The sequence below is a fragment of the Pseudomonas sp. PSE14 genome (assembly GCF_029203285.1).
GTDB lineage: Bacteria > Pseudomonadota > Gammaproteobacteria > Pseudomonadales > Pseudomonadaceae > Pseudomonas.
Window position 1 is genome coordinate 2,638,479 of sequence record NZ_CP115669.1, and the last position, 14,755, is coordinate 2,653,233.

The window sequence follows — 14,755 nt, forward strand, 5'->3', positions numbered from 1 at the left end:
CAAGACGAAAAAGGCGTCCCGCCCCGATGTGTGTCATCAGGGAAGTGGCGTCCTGTGCTGGCTAGTTCTTTTGGTTGTAGTCGGCCTCTGGTGGGCCGCAGCGGCGCGATGATAGCAGAGGATCGAAACTTTTCGGACTCGATGCTCACACAGTTGACAATGTGGCTGATCAGTGGAGTGGGGCGCTCTTCCCGCTGTGCCTGAGTACCGGCTTACGTACCCTGGCGTTCGATCAGTCGCCGAAGGAGCGCTGGTACAGCACCAGGCTGAGCGCCAGCCCGCTGATCGCCGCCAGTGCGGCGAAGAGGAAGATCGAGCCGAAGCCGAAGGCGCCCGCGATGGCGCCCACCAGCGGGCCGGTAATGCCCAGCGACACATCGATGAACAGCGAGTAGGCGCCCAGCGCGGCGCCACGGTTGGAGGCGGGCACCAGGCCGACGGCTTCCACGCCCAGGGCCGGGAACACCAGGGAGAAGCCGAAGCCGCTCAGCGCCGCGCCCGCCAACGCCAGCCAGGGCGAGGGCGCCAGCCACAGCAGCATCAGCCCGAGGCTTTCCACCGACAGACAGGCGATGGCGACGCGGAAGCCGCCGTGGCGGTTGATCGCCTGGGCGAACAGCAGGCGCGCGCCGATGAAGCAGACGCCAAAGGCCGTCAGGCAGTACACCGCGTCGCTCCAGCCACGGCTGCCGTAGTACAGGGTGATGAAGGTGGCGATGGTGCCAAAGCCGATGCCGCCCAGTGCCAGCCCCATGCCGTGGGGAAAAACCCGGCCCAGCACATGGTGGAAGGGCATCCGCTCACCGTGCACCAGCGCTGCTGGCCGCTTCGGCCAGGCCAGCACAAAACCCAGCGCCGCCAGCAGGATGATGCTCACGCCCATGCTGGCCAGGCCCAGGTGCTGGACCATCAGCACCCCGAGCGGCGCGCCGATGGCAAGCGCGCCATAGCTGGCGATGCCGTTCCAGGAGATCACCTTGGCGGTGTTCGGCGCGCCGACCCGGTCGATGCCCCAGCTGATGGAGGCACTGCCCACCAGGCTTTCCGAGGTGCCCAGCACCAGCCGCGCCACCATCAGTGTCGCCAGGCTGAGCCACGGTACGCCCTGGGTCGCCCAGGAGGCAAGCATCAGCGCGCCGCTGCCGGCGCATCCGGCCATGCCATAGAGCACCGCGCGCTTGGGGCCGAGGGTGTCGATCACCCGCCCGGCGTAGGGCCGGGTGAGGAGGGTGGCCAGGTACTGGATGCTGATCACCAGGCCCGCCAGCACCGAGCCGAAGCCCAGGTCCGTGTGCACGTAGCCCGGCAGCACCGCTAGCGGAATGCCGATGGTCAGGTAGGCGAGGAAGGTGAAGAGGACGACGGAAACCACCTGCAGGGTGGTTGCGGCGCTGGAGGGGGATTGGGTGGGCATGCGCAGGCTTGATCGGAGCGGCGGGTGGGTAGGACATGATGGACCCGCCCCAGCGTGTAGGAAAGCAAGCTAACGAACTACCTTGGGGCTTTTGTAGGAGCGAGCTTGCTCGCGAATCTGGCTCCGTGGTGGGGCATTGTTCGCGAGCAAGGACTGGGCGTCCCCCTCGGTCCTACAGGGAATGCGCCGGATGTCTCGTGCGAACCCGTCGTAGATGCTCTTGTAGGAGTGTTGCCAGGGTTGGACGAAGGCGTGGGCGATGGCTTGGGTGAGTCGGCGTACAACCGCGAACGGTTGTACGCCCTACGTCGGGCTCGACCTTGGGCGTACGCCGATTGAATTCAGATCCGCCGGAACAGCGTGGGATAGTCGAGCACCAGCCCGTCATCGTCGACCGTCAGCAGCGCCTGGAAATTCGTGCCTTCGAGGTTTTCGTAGCGGTAGTGCCGCGCATCTACCCGTGTGTAGCCCTGGCGCATGCGCACTGGCTTCAGCGCTGGGGCTTCCAGGTAGACCACGGCCAACTCCACGCGCTGGCCGTCGGCAAGCTTCAGGCGGCGGATCGGGAAGGTGTTGGTGAAGGGCGTCGGCCAGATGTCGATATCCAGGCAGCCGTCCAGCTCGCCCAGCGTCTCGCCCCCGCCGGTGCGCCAATGACCTTCGCCATCGGTCAGCAGGTGCAGGTGGCGCGCGCCCCGGCCGCCCTCGACGCTGAAGCGCGCTTCGCGCAGGCGCCAGTGCTCGTCCCAGTTCAGTTCGTAGTCCAGCTGATAGGACGGGCCGCCGTTTTCGTCGATGGCGCGCAGCTGGCCTTGCGCGCAGCCATCGCCCAGTTGCAGCGACTCCCAGCTGGCTGTCGGGGCCTGCCAGATGCCTTCCCAGCTCAGGCTCTTCATGGGGTTTCGTCCAGCAGCAGGCCCAGTCTCTGGCGCTTGGGCAGGCGGGCTACCACCAACTGGTGCGAGCGGGTCAGCGCCTCGCGCAGTTCCGCTTCACCCATGGGGTAGGGGCGTTGCATGGCGACCCAGAAGGCCCGCGCCAGATAGGGCGCCGGACGGATGCCGGGGCGATCCACATAGCCCAGGAACAGCTCCGGGCCGACCTTGAAGGCCAGGCCGCCGGCGCCTTCGTCGAGAAAGTCGAGGATGGCGAACATCTTGTTGCCGGCCACCGAGAACACGCGGTTGCTGCCCCACTTGATGTCCTCGCGGGCGCCGGGCAGTTGCAGGCAGAAACGGGCGATCTGTTGTGGGGTCATACCGGGCTCAGTCGCGGAAATAGACTTCGACCAGATGGTAGCCGAACTGGCTCTTTACCGGGCCGTGTACCACGCCGACGGGCTTCTTGAAGATCACCTGGTCGATGCTGCGCACCATCTGCCCCGGTCGGACTTCCCCCAGGTCGCCGCCGCGCTTGCCGGAGGCACAGGTGGAATGCTTGCGCGCCAGGGCGGCGAAATCCTCGCCGCGGGCCAGGCGCTGCTTGATCTGCTCGGCTTCGGCAGCGGTCTTGACCAGGATATGGCGGGCCATGGCGACGGGCATCGGTATTACCTCGGAAAGTCAGGCGGAATGGGCATTGTACGGGAGCGGTGACGTACGTCGCATTTTCTGGTGGGTGGCATTGTGCCTTACTTGGCCGCTGCCTAGAGTCGACGGAAAATTCCGACATGTAGGACGCCGCTGAATCGGCGGTGTCCGCCCCCCTCCTTGCGAACGGATGCAGTTCTTATGGATATCCAGTCGATGCTGAAGATCCTGGCCACCCAGGATGGTTCCGACCTCTACCTGTCCACCGGCGCGCCACCCTGCGCCAAGTTCAACGGCGTGCTCAAGCCGCTGTCCAACGAGCCGCTCAAGGCGGGCGACGTGGCGCGCATCGGCTACGGCCTGATGGACGAGGAACAGCGCGCCGAGTTCGAACGGGAACTGGAGATGAACCTGGCCATTTCGGTGCAGGGTGTCGGCCGCTTCCGCATCAACCTGTTCAAGCAGCGCAACGAAGTGTCCATCGTGGCGCGCAACATCAAGCTGGACATCCCGCTGTTCGAGGACCTGAAGCTGCCGGAAGTGCTGCTCAAGGTGGTGATGGAGAAGCGCGGCCTGGTGCTCTTCGTCGGCGGCACCGGCTCGGGCAAGTCCACCTCCCTGGCGGCGCTGATCGACCACCGCAACCGCAACAGCGGCGGCCACATCATCACCATCGAAGACCCCATCGAGTACGTGCACCGGCACCGCAAGTCGATCATCAACCAGCGTGAGGTGGGCGTGGACACCCGCAGCTTCCATGCCGCGCTGAAGAACACCCTGCGCCAGGCGCCGGACGTGATCCTGATCGGCGAGATCCGCGACCGCGAGACCATGGAACACGCCCTGGCCTTCGCCGACACCGGGCACCTGGCGATCTCCACCCTGCACGCGAACAACGCCAACCAGGCGCTGGACCGCATCATCAACTTCTTCCCCGAGGAGCGCCGGCCGCAGTTGCTCAACGACCTGGGCAACAACCTCAAGGCCTTCGTTTCCCAGCGCCTGGTGCGCACCCAGGACGGCAAGCGTCGCGCAGCGGTGGAAGTGCTGCTGGGCACCGCCACCATCAGCGACCTGATCAAGCGCGGCGACTTCAGCTCGATCAAGGAAATCATGGACAAGTCCCGCGCCCTGGGCATGCAGACCTTCGACCAGGCGCTGTTCGACCTGGCGGTGGAGGGGGCGATCAGCGAAGAAGAAGCGGTGAAGAACGCCGATTCGGCGAACAACCTGCGCCTGAAGCTCAAGCTGTACAAGGACAACCCGGCCATGGTGACCAACTCCGCCGCAGCCACTGCCGCCAGCCCCGCGCCGGCACCCGCCGCAGCGCCTGCACCGGCAGCGGACTCCTCCAGTTGGGGGCTGGAACTGGCGCTGGAAGAGATCGAGGCCGAAGACGCGGAAGGCAAGCCGGCTGGGCAATAAACCGAGTTCCGCTTGAAAAGAAGCCCCGGCATGCCGGGGCTTTTTCATGGGTAATGGGTTTGCACGGAGTGCTTTCGTAGGAACAACTGTCTGCGCATTCGTAGGGCGTACAATCGTTCGCGGTTGTACGCCGGTACACCTGGATCATCGGCTGGCGTGTTGGCCGAATTCGAAGCGCCAGCCGGTCGCAGTCCGTGCAACCGGAAACCAAGGTCAAACGGCGTATAACGTCGAACGTTATACGCCCTACGCTCCCGCTCAGGACCTCGTAGGAGCGGAGCTTCTCCGCGATGCTCTTGAGCGAAGCTGATCCTTCGCGGAGAAGGTCCGCTCCTACAAGATCAAGGGCCCTCACCCTAACCCTCTCCCGCAAGCGGGAGAGGGACTGTTCGGTGCAGGATGAAACCGTAGTGTCAGCCGGCACGGACGGCTCCCTCTCCCTGAGGGAGAGGGCTGGGGTGAGGGGGAAGCGCAGGCAGGGATTAACCCGGTGGAAGACAGTTGCTCCTACAGTCGCCGGGCGGCGTGGTGTTGCTCTTCGTAGGAGCGGACTCCGTCCGCGATCAGGGCGATCACAGCAACGACAACGGATAACTGATGATCAGCCGGTTCTCGTCGAAGCTGTTGGTCCTGCCCCAGTCGCGACGCATGGTCGAGTTGCGCCACTTCACGTTCAGGGTCTTGAAGGTGCCACTCTGCACCGTGTACGCCAGCTCGCTCTCGCGGCCCCATTCATGGCCGTCGTCAGTGCTGCTGTTGTGCACGTCGTTGCCCTTGATGTAGCGGTTCATCAGCGTCAGGCCGGGGATGCCGAAGGCGGCGAAGTCGTAGTCGTGGCGCAGCTGCCAGGAGCGCTCCCTGGCGTTGTCGTAGCTGGAGTTGAAGCTGTCGTTGGCCAGGGTGCCGCCGCTGGTGCCGTTGACGCGGAACCACTCGTCCTCGCCCATGACCTTCTGCAATCCGACATAGAAGGTGCTGGCGCCGTATTTCGCCGAGAACAGCCCGGAGAAGGTACGGTTGTCCAGGTCGCCAGCGCGGGCACTGCCGTCCTCCTCGCCCCAGAAGTAGCCGATATTCGCACCGAGCACCCAGTCACCCAGCGGCTGGCTGTGCTGCAGTTGCAGGTACTGCTGCTGGTAGATGTCCTTCAGTTCGGCATTCCACAGCCCGACCAGGGTGCGCTCGCCGTTGAAGCGGTACTCGCCGCCGACAAAGTTGAAGCGGTCGGAGGTGAAGGCGGGGCGGCTGAACAGCGACATGTCTTCCATGCTCGCATCATTGCGCGGGCTGTTCTGGCGGAACTGGCCGCCGTAGAGGCTCAGGCCGTCGATTTCCTTCGACGTCACCTGGGCGCCCTGGAAGGTCTGCGGCAGCGAGCGACCATCGTCGGAGCGCAGGATCGGCAGCACCACCATCCACTCGCCGGCCTTGAGTTCGGTCTTCGACACCTTGGCCTTGCCGGCCACTGCCAGGCGCCCGAAGTCGTCGGCGGGGCGGCCGTCGTCGTGCACCGGCAGCAGCTGGGTACCGGCGGTGCCCTTGCCGCCGTCAAGCTTGACGCTGTACAGGCCGAGCACATCCAGCCCCAGGCCGACAGTGCCCTGGGTGTAGCCGGAGCGGGCGTCGAGAATGAAGTTCTGCGTCCATTCCTCGGCCTTGCCCTGACGGGTGTCGCCGACGAAATTGCGGTTCATGTAGAAGTTGCGCAGCAGCAGGCTGGCCTTGGCGTCTTCGAGGAAGCCTGCGTCATCGGCGCTGGCCAGGCCCGGCAGGGCGGGCAGCAGGCAGGCGGCGACGGTGAGATGGGGCAAGCGGCGGATCATGGGTGTTCCCTCGGCATTCTTGTCGTTGTTCGCGGGCGAACGGGGGCCTCCGCACAGTTCGGCGGATGGGCGGTGAAACGATCAACGGGCGTGGATCAGGCGATCAGCCAGGCGCGACGGAAGCGGAGGGTGGGGCGCTGAGGGCGTTGCACGCGCGACGGCGTGCCAGGGAGAGCGTGAGCATGTGAACGGACCTTTCTTATAGTTGTTGGCGCCGCATCGAGGTGGCGGCTGGAGCCATAGTGGTTCCGCCCGACGACTCGCCGCAATTCGTCCCGGGCGTAACCGTTCGCTGTTCGAACGCTAATTAACCAAATAGAACATTCTGCCGGCAGGATTCCGCGTAGGATGCCGTGCACCGGTGTAGCAGCGGACCCGCGAGGTCCGTGTACGGCCGTGGAGCGGGTTCTTTCCCCGACGCAACTTGGTAGGCTGTACTGCCGCTCGCGCAGCCGTTTCCGCCCATTGAATTCCATGACCCGATGAGTACCAGCCAATCGCCGTTGTCCGGTGTCCACCAGCCATTCAAGGGCATCCTGCTCATCGTCCTGGCAACCTTCCTGTTCTCCAGCCACGACGCGCTGTCGAAGTACCTGGCGAGCATCTACCCCATCGTCATGGTGGTCTGGGCGCGCTATGTGGTGCACACGCTGCTGATGGCGGGCATCTTCCTGCCGCGCGCCGGCTTCGCCGTGCTGCGCACCCGCCATCCGTTCCTCCAGGCGGCTCGCGCACTGTGCCTGCTGGGCACCAGTTTCCTGTTCACCACCGGCCTGCAGTACATCCCATTGGCCGAGGCGACCTCGGTGAACTTCCTCGCGCCACTGCTGGTGACGGCACTGTCGGTGCCGCTGCTGGGCGAGCGGGTCAGCGTGGGGCAGTGGGCGGCGGTGATCGTCGGCTTCGTCGGCGTGCTGATCATCGTCCACCCCGGTGGCGACCTGTTCACGCCGGCGGTGCTGCTGCCATTCGGCTCGGCGCTGTGCTTCAGCTTCTACCAGTTGCTGACGCGCAAGCTCAGCCAGGTGGACAGCCCGACCACCAGCAACTTCTTCGCCGGGCTGTGCAACACCCTGATCGTCAGCGCGCTGGTGCCGTTCTTCTGGCAATGGCCGGGGCTGGTCCATGGCCTGATGATGCTGGCCCTGGGCACCTGCGGGATGACGGCGCACCTGTTCCTGACCCAGGCCTTCAAGCACGCCGCGCCGGCGCTGCTGGCGCCGTTCAGTTACTGCCAGATCGTCTTCGCCGGGCTGCTGGGCTTCGTGATCTTCGGCCACACGCCGGAGCCTTCGGCGCTGCTGGGCATCGCGGTGATCTGCGGCAGCGGGCTGGCGGCGGCCTGGTTGCAGAGCCGCAAGGGGTAGGGCGGGCACAGTCCCTGTAGGAGCGAGGGGGACGCCCAGTCCTTGCTCGCGAACTCCGCCCAGTTTCGAATCGCCGGTTAATCCATTCGCGAGCAAGCTCGCTCCTACGAAGAGCCAGAGCTACTCGATCTCGAAAAGGCCATGCCGGATGGGCCCCACCGACAACCGCTGGCGCACGTCGTCGTCGATGCGCGGATCATCCGGCTGGTACAGCTTCACCTGGCGGTAGGCGGCGATCCGGTTGATCTCCGGCCCCAGGTATTCCCACACCACGCGGGTGCACGCCGGGGTGCGGCGGTCGCCGCTGGAGACGCCGGTCTTCAGGCCGTTCAGGCGGGTAATGCGGCTCTTGAAGCTGGGGATGAGGATGGTCTGGCTCATCTCGTTGACCGTCAGCGACTCGTAGTCCAGCAGGAACACCCGGTCCTGCAGCTGGAACGCCGCGCCCAGGTAGCGACAGCGCACCCAGTCCTCGGCCTGTACGTCGGTGCTGCTGGAGCGTTCCTGGCGCTCCTGGCGCTCGAAGAGGAAGTTGCCGTCCTCCTCGTACAGGTGCACCAGCGACAGCAGGATCGAGCCGGGCACCGACATGCAGTTCGAATATTCGAAGTAGTAGCCGCAGTAGCGTGACAGGTTGCCTGCGTGCTCGCGCAGCGGGCGCAGCATCTCCATCAGCGGATCGTCGCGCTGGACACTGGCTTGGGACGTGCCGCGCGCGCCGATCAGGCGGGCGAACTGTTCCGGCGGCAATTGCAGTTCGTAGTCCTCGACGCCGAAGAAATCCCCGATGCGCTTCAGGTTGTATGCCGTGGGTTGGCTCTGCCCGCCGAGGTACTTGTTGAACTGCGCGCGGTTTATCGCGAGTTTGCGGCAAACCTCCGAGATAGAGCGGTAGTGAGCGCACAGCAGCTTGAGGTTTGGGCCGAGGTTTTCGGACATTTGTGCCAGGTCCAGATGATGCGACTGGCGCAATTATAGCGTCAGGTCGCATCAACTCGGAACAAGCCGCGAAATTGTTTCAGCAAGCTTCGAGCGCAACCATGCGCCCCCAGTGAGCGGGCCAGCCCCAGGCCCGTGCTCCCACAATAACAATCGAGGCCCCAGCACATGCTCGACGCGATCAACGATTTCCTCTCCGGGAAAGTCCTCATCGTCCTCATCGTCGGACTCGGCGCGTATTTCACCATTCGCTCCCGTTTCGTCCAGTTCCGCCATTTCGGCCACATGTTCGGTGTGTTCAAGGAATCGATCCGCGGCCAGGCTGGCCAACTGAGCTCCTTCCAGGCCCTGATGCTGTCCCTCGCCGGTCGCGTGGGCGCCGGTAACATCGCCGGTGTCGGCATCGCCGTGACCCTCGGTGGTCCGGGCGCCGTGTTCTGGATGTGGGTCACCGCGCTGGTAGGCATGTCCAGCAGCTTCTTCGAGTGCACCCTGGCCCAGGTCTACAAACGCAGCGACGGCGATGGCCTGTACCGTGGCGGCCCGGCCTACTACATCCAGCACGGCCTGAAGCTGCGCTGGATGGCCATGACCTTCGCGGTCCTGCTGCTGGTCACCTACGGCTTCGCCTTCAACGGCCTGCAAGCCTTCACCGTGACCCACTCGCTGCAGAACGCCTTCGACATCCCGGTCCTGTACTCGGGCATCGGCCTGGCGGTGCTGCTGGCCATCGTGTTCTTCGGCGGCATCCAGCGCATCGCAGCGGTCTCCGACCTGCTGGTGCCGGTCAAGACCCTGGCCTACATCGCCGTGACCCTGTACGTGATCGTCACCCAGATCGAACTGGTGCCGGGCATGCTGACCACCATCGTCAAGAGCGCCTTCGGCCTTGAGCCGGCCTTCGCGGGCCTGCTGGGCAGCGCCATCGTCATGGGCGTGAAGCGTGGCGTGTTCGCCAACGAAGCGGGCCTGGGCAGTGCGCCGAACGTGGCCGCCGTCGCCGCCGTGCGTCACCCGGCGTCCCAGGGTGTGGTCCAGGCGTTCAGCGTATTCCTCGACACCTTCGTCATCTGCACCTGCACCGCGCTGCTGATCCTGCTCTCGGGCTTCTACACCCCCGGCTTCGAAGGCGACGGCATCACCCTGACCCAGAACTCGCTGGCTGCCGTGGTTGGTGACTGGGGCCGCATCTTCGTCAGCGTCGCGCTGTCGCTGTTCGTGTTCACCTGCATCACCTACAACTACTACCTCGGCGAGAACGCCCTGCAGTTCATCGTCGGCCGCAGCCGCACCGCGCTGATCGCCTTCCGCGTCCTGGTACTGGGTCTGATCCTCTGGGGCTCGATGCAGAACCTGGGCACCGTGTTCGCCTTCGCCGACATCACCATGACCTGCCTGGCCTTCGTCAACCTGGTGGCCCTGGCGATGCTGATCAAGGTCGGTCTGCGCGTGATGCGCGACTACGACGAACAGCGCGCCGCCGGCATCGAGCGCCCGGTGTTCGACGCGGCCAAGTTCGCCGACCTGGACATCGACCACGATGCCTGGCGCGACGCCCACAAGATCAACAGCACTGCTCCGGCCCACGGCAGCCTGCCGGCTCAGGGCTGATAGCCGTCCGACCCTGCTCCTCGGACCAAGGTCTGACACGCGAGGCCGGGACTTCTCCCGGCCTCGCGGTTTATCCTCTGAACTTTCCTACAAGAGCACTGGCATGCGTCGCGTGAAGAACCTCTTCGTCCTCTATACCGGCGGCACCATCGGCATGCTGCAGACTGCCGAAGGCCTGGCCCCGGCTGGCGGCTTCGAAGCGCGCATGCGCGAACAACTGCAAGGCCACGGCGAGATTCGCCTCGACTGGTCCTTCGCCGAGCTCCAGCCGCTGCTCGACAGTGCCAACATGACCCAGGCCAACTGGCTGGCCATGCGCGACGCCATCGTCGCGGCGGTGGAGCAGGGCGGCCACGACGGCGTGCTGGTGCTGCACGGCACCGACACCCTGGCCTACAGCGCCGCCGCGCTGTCCTTCCTGCTGCTGGGCCTGGACGTCCCGGTGGTGCTGACCGGCTCCATGCAGCCCATGGGCGTGCCGGGCAGCGATGCGCCGGCCAACCTGCTGGGCAGTTTGACGGCCCTGGAAGCCGGCGTTCAGCCCGGCGTCTGGCTGTATTTCAACGGCCAACTGATGCATGGCGCCCGCGTCACCAAGCTGCGCAGCGAGGCCTTCGACGCTTTTGCGGTCCTGCCGCGTGAACGTCATGGCGAGCGCGCCGAATCGATTCCTGCCGCACTGGATTACCGCCAGGCGCGCCAAAGCGTGAACCTCGCGGTGTTGCCGCTGTTCCCCGGCCTGCGTGCCGAACACCTGCGCGCGCTGCTGGGCAGTGGTGTGCAGGCGCTGCTGCTGGAGTGCTATGGCAGTGGCACTGGCCCGTCCGACAACGAGGAGCTGCTGGCAGTCCTGCGCGAAGCCCATGCGCGCGGCGTGGTGCTGGCGGCGATCAGTCAGTGCCCGCAAGGGCATGTGGCGTTCGACATCTACGCTGCCGGTAGCCGCCTGCGTGATGCGGGATTGGTCTCCGGCGGCGGCCTGACCCGCGAAGCTGCGCTGGGCAAGCTGTTCAGCCTGATCGGCAGCGGTCTTGCATCGTCCGAGGTGGAACGCCTGTTCGCCCTCGACCTGTGTGGTGAGCGGGTCGACGGCTGATCCGTTAACGCGCGTCGCTCAGGGGCGTGCGTACCTGTAGGAGCGAGCTTGCTCGCGAACCGCATAGCACGGCTGCATCTTTCCTCCGGTGAGTTCGCTTACGAGATGCATCTGCGTCGGGTTGGCCCTCACCCTAACCCTCTCCCAAGGGGAGAGGGGACCGTCCGGAGCAGGATGAAACCACTCTGTCAGCCGGCACGATCTGGCTCCCTCTCCCTGAGGGAGAGGGCTGGGGTGAGGGGGAAAGCCCCGGCACAGATTCAGCCGGGACAAGACAGTTGCTCCTACGCTACCACCCGCTAGAACCCCACCATTTCCCCCACGACCCCTGCCTGCGGATCGTCGCTGCGGCTCACCACCGCGTAGTTGTACCCGCCCTGGCTCCAGTAGCGCGTCAGCAGGTCGCCATCGGTGCGTTGCCCCTGGGGCAGCATCTCGTGGCGCGGGCCCGGTGGGCGGATGAAGAAGGTCAGGCGGCGGCCCTGGCCGTCCTCGTAGATGACCAGCGCCGCCGCGCCCTGTTCGGTGGCGAGCAGGCGCGCGCCGACGGTCTTCAGGCCGACGCGGTCCAGCGCCGGTGGCGGCGGGGCGTCCTTCAGGTAGCGGGCCAGCCAGGTGCGCAGGTCGCCGCCATCGCGCAGGTCCAGACCATTCTGGCTGGCATCGGCGAACAGCCGGTAAGCCTGCACCGCGTCCTGCATCGGCACCGTGCTGCGCGCCAGGCTATCGCCGCGCATCTGCCAGCCGCCCATTCCACCCACGCCCAGCGCCACCAGCAGCGCCGCCGCAGTGGCCAGCCGTGAGCGCCGCCGCTGCCGGAGCTCACGGCGAATCCGCGTCGGTTCGAGCTGCTCGGGCATTGGTCCTCGCCCCTGGCCGGCGAAGGCGGCGCGCAATTGCTGCGCATCCTGCCGCCAGCCTTCCACGCGCCGCGCGTCCTCCGGGTGGGCCGCGAGCCAGGCTTCCACCCACTGGCGGCGGGCCGGGTCGAGCTGGTCGTCGATATAGGCGTGCAGGTCGTGCTCGTCGGGAATGCGTTCGTTCATTTCAGTACCCGCAAAGAGGGAGTCGCCGCCTGTCCTTCGCTCAGTGCGCGCAGCGCCTGGCGGGCGCGCGACAGGCGGGACATGACGGTGCCCAGGGGAATATCCAGTGCCTCGGCCGCCTCGCGGTAGCTCAGCCCCTCGACGCTGACCAGCGCCAGCAGCGCTCGCTGCTCGGCAGGCAGGCGCTCGAAGGCTTCCAGGGTCGAACGGGCGCTGACGATCTCCTCGGGCGAGGCGCTTACCGCGCTGTCCGCGCCGAACAGGCTGAGGATGCGTGCGTAGCGCCGGGCGCGGCGCTGCCCGTCGATGAAGTGGCGGTAGAGGATCGAGAACAGCCAGGCGCGCAGGTCGCCGTCCTCGCGCCGGCCGGTCCAGGCCGACAGCGCCTTCTCCAGGGTCGCCTGGACCAGGTCGTCGGCGCTGCTCGCGCTGCGCGTCAGCGACAGGGCGAAGCGCCGCAGCCGGGGCAGCAGTTCGCGCAGTGAATGGTCGTCCAGTGAGTGCATCGCAACGTCAGGCAGTGGTGGGTTCGAGCGGTAAGGACGAATGCCCCGGCGATCTATTCCCGCGGTACGAAAAAATAAATCTTTCGCAGCCCTCGGGAATAACCCGGCACACGGTGCGTCGTACCCGCTCAATGCATTCAGCCTAAGCCTGAGGAGCTGGAAATGACAGAGACTCCCCCCAACGCACCCCTGCGCCTGGCCGTCATCGGCGCCGTGGTGCTCGGCGTGGCCGCCGTCTTCGCCTACACGGCCGGCTGGCTCGACCCGCAGCGCCTCACCCCGGCCAAAGTCATCGATACCCTGGAAGCCAACGGCGGTGTCCATCCCGGCTACCGGCGCAATCACGCCAAGGGCCTGTGCGTGATCGGCCACTTCGAGAGCAACGGCGGTGCCGCTGCGCTGTCGCGGGCCAGTATCTTTGCGCCGGGCAGTGTACCTGTCGTGGGCCGCCTGGCGATTCCCGGCGGCAACCCGGCGGCCAGCGACGGCGCCGCGCCGATCCGCAGCCTGGCCCTGCGCTTTCTGCCCAAGGACGGCCAGGAGTGGCGCACCGGGATGAACGCCATGCCGGTCTTCGTCGTCCGCGATGTCGCCAGCTTCTACGACCTGCAGAAGGCGACCGCCCCGCAGCCCGGCACCGGCAAACCCGACCCGGAAAAGGCCGGCGCCTTCTTCAAGGCACACCCGGAGACCCAGGCCTTCCGCGACTGGGCGAAGTCCTCCACGCCGTCCTCCAGCTACGCCAACAGCGCCTACTTCGGTCTCAATGCCTTCTACCTGGTGGACCGGGAAGGGCGCGAACAGCCGGTGCGCTGGTCCGTGCAGCCCGTCGCACCCTACGAGCCGCTGGCGGCGGACAAGCGCGGCGACGCCAACTTCCTCGCCGATGAAGTCGCCCAGCGCCTCGCCAGTGGCCCGCTGCGCTGGCGCCTGCAATTCACCCTGGGCGAACCCGGTGACAGCACTGCCGACGCCACCCAGGCCTGGCCCAGGGAGCGTCGCCAGGTGGATGCCGGGGAACTGGTGATCGAACGTCTGCAAGCGGAAATCGGCGGTGACTGCCGCGACGTCAACTACGACCCGCTGATCCTCCCCGACGGTATCCGCGCCTCCGACGACCCGCTGCTCAGCGCACGCTCGGCCGCCTACTCGGAATCCTTCAACCGCCGCACCCGTGAGCAGGCCCAGGAGACCCACTGATGAAACCGACCTACTTCCCGCTCTCCCTGCGCGTCCTTCACTGGCTCATGGCGCCCCTGGTGCTGGCCATGCTGCTCATCGGCCTGGGCATGGTCGCCAGCGTCTCCCCGCGCCACGCCGCGCTGGTGGCCATTCACAAACCGCTAGGCGCCGCGCTGTTGGTCCTCGTCCTGCTGCGCATCGCCGTGCGCCTGACTCAACGCGTCCCGCCGCTGCCCAACGACATGCCCGGCTGGCAGCGCGGCGCCGCGCACCTCTCGCACCTGCTGCTCTACGGCCTGCTGCTCGCCCAGCCGCTGGTGGGTTGGACCATGCAATCCGCCGGCGGCTACCCGGTGGTGCTCTGGGGCGGGTTCGAACTGCCTGCGCTGGTTTCGCCATCGGTAGAGCTCCACACCGTCCTGCGCGGTGCCCATAGCGTCATCGCCTACGCCTTGCTCGCCACCATCCTCCTGCACCTCGCCGCCGCGCTGTTCCATGGGCTGATCCGTCGCGATGAAGTCCTGCCCAGCATGACCGGCGCACCCATGCCTCCCGACACGAGCGGAGAGCGGCCATGAAGGCGCTGATCGCACTGGGTTGCCTCGCCTTCACCGGCGCGGCCTTCGCCGCACAGGACGCGCCGCCCGCGCAGGACTACCGCTACGGCCAGGCGCTCGACATCAAGCGCGTGGTGCAGCCGGCGGACCTGGACTTCTGCGGCATCCGTGAAGTGGAGATGGTCTACGAGGACAGCGCCGGGCAATTGCACCGCCTGCGCTACCCGGCGTGGGGGCTGTTCTGCGGCAACGAGAAATGA

General features: G+C 66.3%; 15 protein-coding genes. 7 read left to right on the forward strand and 8 right to left on the reverse strand.

From position 1 onward, the window contains the following. Window positions 1–232: 232 nt before the first annotated feature. The 4 genes from O6P39_RS12285 to O6P39_RS12300 form a co-directional block, all read right to left on the reverse strand. Window positions 233–1,414: an MFS transporter gene (locus tag O6P39_RS12285; protein ID WP_275611597.1), complete on the reverse strand. Its 1,182-nt coding sequence runs from the start codon at window positions 1,412–1,414 to the stop codon at window positions 233–235. A 341-nt stretch (window positions 1,415–1,755) separates the two neighbouring features. After that, on the reverse strand, window positions 1,756–2,310 hold the full coding sequence (locus tag O6P39_RS12290; protein WP_275611598.1) for a putative glycolipid-binding domain-containing protein: 555 nt from the start codon (window positions 2,308–2,310) through the stop codon (window positions 1,756–1,758). Further along, window positions 2,307–2,672 carry an MmcQ/YjbR family DNA-binding protein gene (locus tag O6P39_RS12295; protein ID WP_275611599.1) on the reverse strand — a complete coding sequence of 122 codons (366 nt, stop codon included), beginning with the start codon at window positions 2,670–2,672 and terminating at the stop codon, window positions 2,307–2,309. Before O6P39_RS12295 ends, O6P39_RS12290 begins: the two co-directional genes overlap by 4 nt. A gap of 7 nt (window positions 2,673–2,679) precedes the next feature. Beyond that, on the reverse strand, window positions 2,680–2,958 hold the full coding sequence (locus O6P39_RS12300; protein WP_152223913.1) for a peptidylprolyl isomerase: 279 nt from the start codon (window positions 2,956–2,958) through the stop codon (window positions 2,680–2,682). A gap of 186 nt (window positions 2,959–3,144) precedes the next feature. On the opposite strand from O6P39_RS12300, the gene O6P39_RS12305 reads away from it, so the two are divergent. Continuing rightward, window positions 3,145–4,368 carry a PilT/PilU family type 4a pilus ATPase gene (locus O6P39_RS12305; protein ID WP_275611600.1) on the forward strand — a complete coding sequence of 408 codons (1,224 nt, stop codon included), beginning with the start codon at window positions 3,145–3,147 and terminating at the stop codon, window positions 4,366–4,368. Window positions 4,369–4,940: 572 nt separating this feature from the next. On the opposite strand, the gene O6P39_RS12310 is transcribed toward O6P39_RS12305, so the two are convergent. Continuing rightward, window positions 4,941–6,191 (reverse strand): OprD family porin, encoded by a 1,251-nt coding sequence (locus tag O6P39_RS12310; RefSeq protein WP_275611601.1) that lies wholly within the window; start codon window positions 6,189–6,191, stop codon window positions 4,941–4,943. A gap of 482 nt (window positions 6,192–6,673) precedes the next feature. Here O6P39_RS12310 and O6P39_RS12315 point away from each other — a divergent pair, with 482 nt between their 5' ends. Further along, a complete protein-coding gene (locus O6P39_RS12315) occupies window positions 6,674–7,558 on the forward strand; it encodes a DMT family transporter (RefSeq protein ID WP_275611602.1) in 885 nt (294 codons plus the stop codon). A 120-nt stretch (window positions 7,559–7,678) separates the two neighbouring features. Here the strand turns inward: O6P39_RS12315 and O6P39_RS12320 are convergent, their stop codons facing one another. Further along, the gene (locus O6P39_RS12320) at window positions 7,679–8,497 is read right to left on the reverse strand and encodes a helix-turn-helix transcriptional regulator (protein WP_275611603.1); all 819 of its coding nucleotides are present in this window, start codon (window positions 8,495–8,497) and stop codon (window positions 7,679–7,681) included. 168 nt (window positions 8,498–8,665) lie between these two features. Between O6P39_RS12320 and O6P39_RS12325 the strand changes: the two genes are divergently transcribed. Both O6P39_RS12325 and O6P39_RS12330 read left to right on the forward strand, forming a co-directional pair. Then, window positions 8,666–10,108 carry an alanine/glycine:cation symporter family protein gene (locus O6P39_RS12325; protein WP_275611604.1) on the forward strand — a complete coding sequence of 481 codons (1,443 nt, stop codon included), beginning with the start codon at window positions 8,666–8,668 and terminating at the stop codon, window positions 10,106–10,108. Between the two features lie 103 nt (window positions 10,109–10,211). After that, complete coding sequence (locus O6P39_RS12330; RefSeq protein WP_275611605.1) at window positions 10,212–11,204, forward strand: asparaginase; 993 nt, start codon at window positions 10,212–10,214, stop codon at window positions 11,202–11,204. A gap of 299 nt (window positions 11,205–11,503) precedes the next feature. Here the strand turns inward: O6P39_RS12330 and O6P39_RS12335 are convergent, their stop codons facing one another. Beyond that, entirely contained in the window at window positions 11,504–12,250 is a 747-nt protein-coding gene (locus O6P39_RS12335; RefSeq protein ID WP_275611606.1) for an anti-sigma factor, read from the reverse strand. After that, complete coding sequence (locus tag O6P39_RS12340; RefSeq protein ID WP_275611607.1) at window positions 12,247–12,756, reverse strand: sigma-70 family RNA polymerase sigma factor; 510 nt, start codon at window positions 12,754–12,756, stop codon at window positions 12,247–12,249. Before O6P39_RS12340 ends, O6P39_RS12335 begins: the two co-directional genes overlap by 4 nt. A 162-nt stretch (window positions 12,757–12,918) precedes the next feature. Here O6P39_RS12340 and O6P39_RS12345 point away from each other — a divergent pair, with 162 nt between their 5' ends. The 3 genes from O6P39_RS12345 to O6P39_RS12355 are packed head-to-tail and all read left to right on the forward strand — an operon-like array spanning window position 12,919 to window position 14,755. After that, window positions 12,919–13,956, forward strand: a complete 1,038-nt coding sequence (locus tag O6P39_RS12345) for a catalase family peroxidase (RefSeq protein ID WP_275611608.1) — start codon at window positions 12,919–12,921, stop codon at window positions 13,954–13,956. Next, window positions 13,956–14,516 (forward strand): cytochrome b/b6 domain-containing protein, encoded by a 561-nt coding sequence (locus O6P39_RS12350; protein ID WP_275611609.1) that lies wholly within the window; start codon window positions 13,956–13,958, stop codon window positions 14,514–14,516. The genes O6P39_RS12345 and O6P39_RS12350 overlap by 1 nt, the downstream gene beginning before the upstream one ends. Next, window positions 14,513–14,755 (forward strand): DUF2790 domain-containing protein, encoded by a 243-nt coding sequence (locus O6P39_RS12355; RefSeq protein ID WP_275611610.1) that lies wholly within the window; start codon window positions 14,513–14,515, stop codon window positions 14,753–14,755. Before O6P39_RS12350 ends, O6P39_RS12355 begins: the two co-directional genes overlap by 4 nt.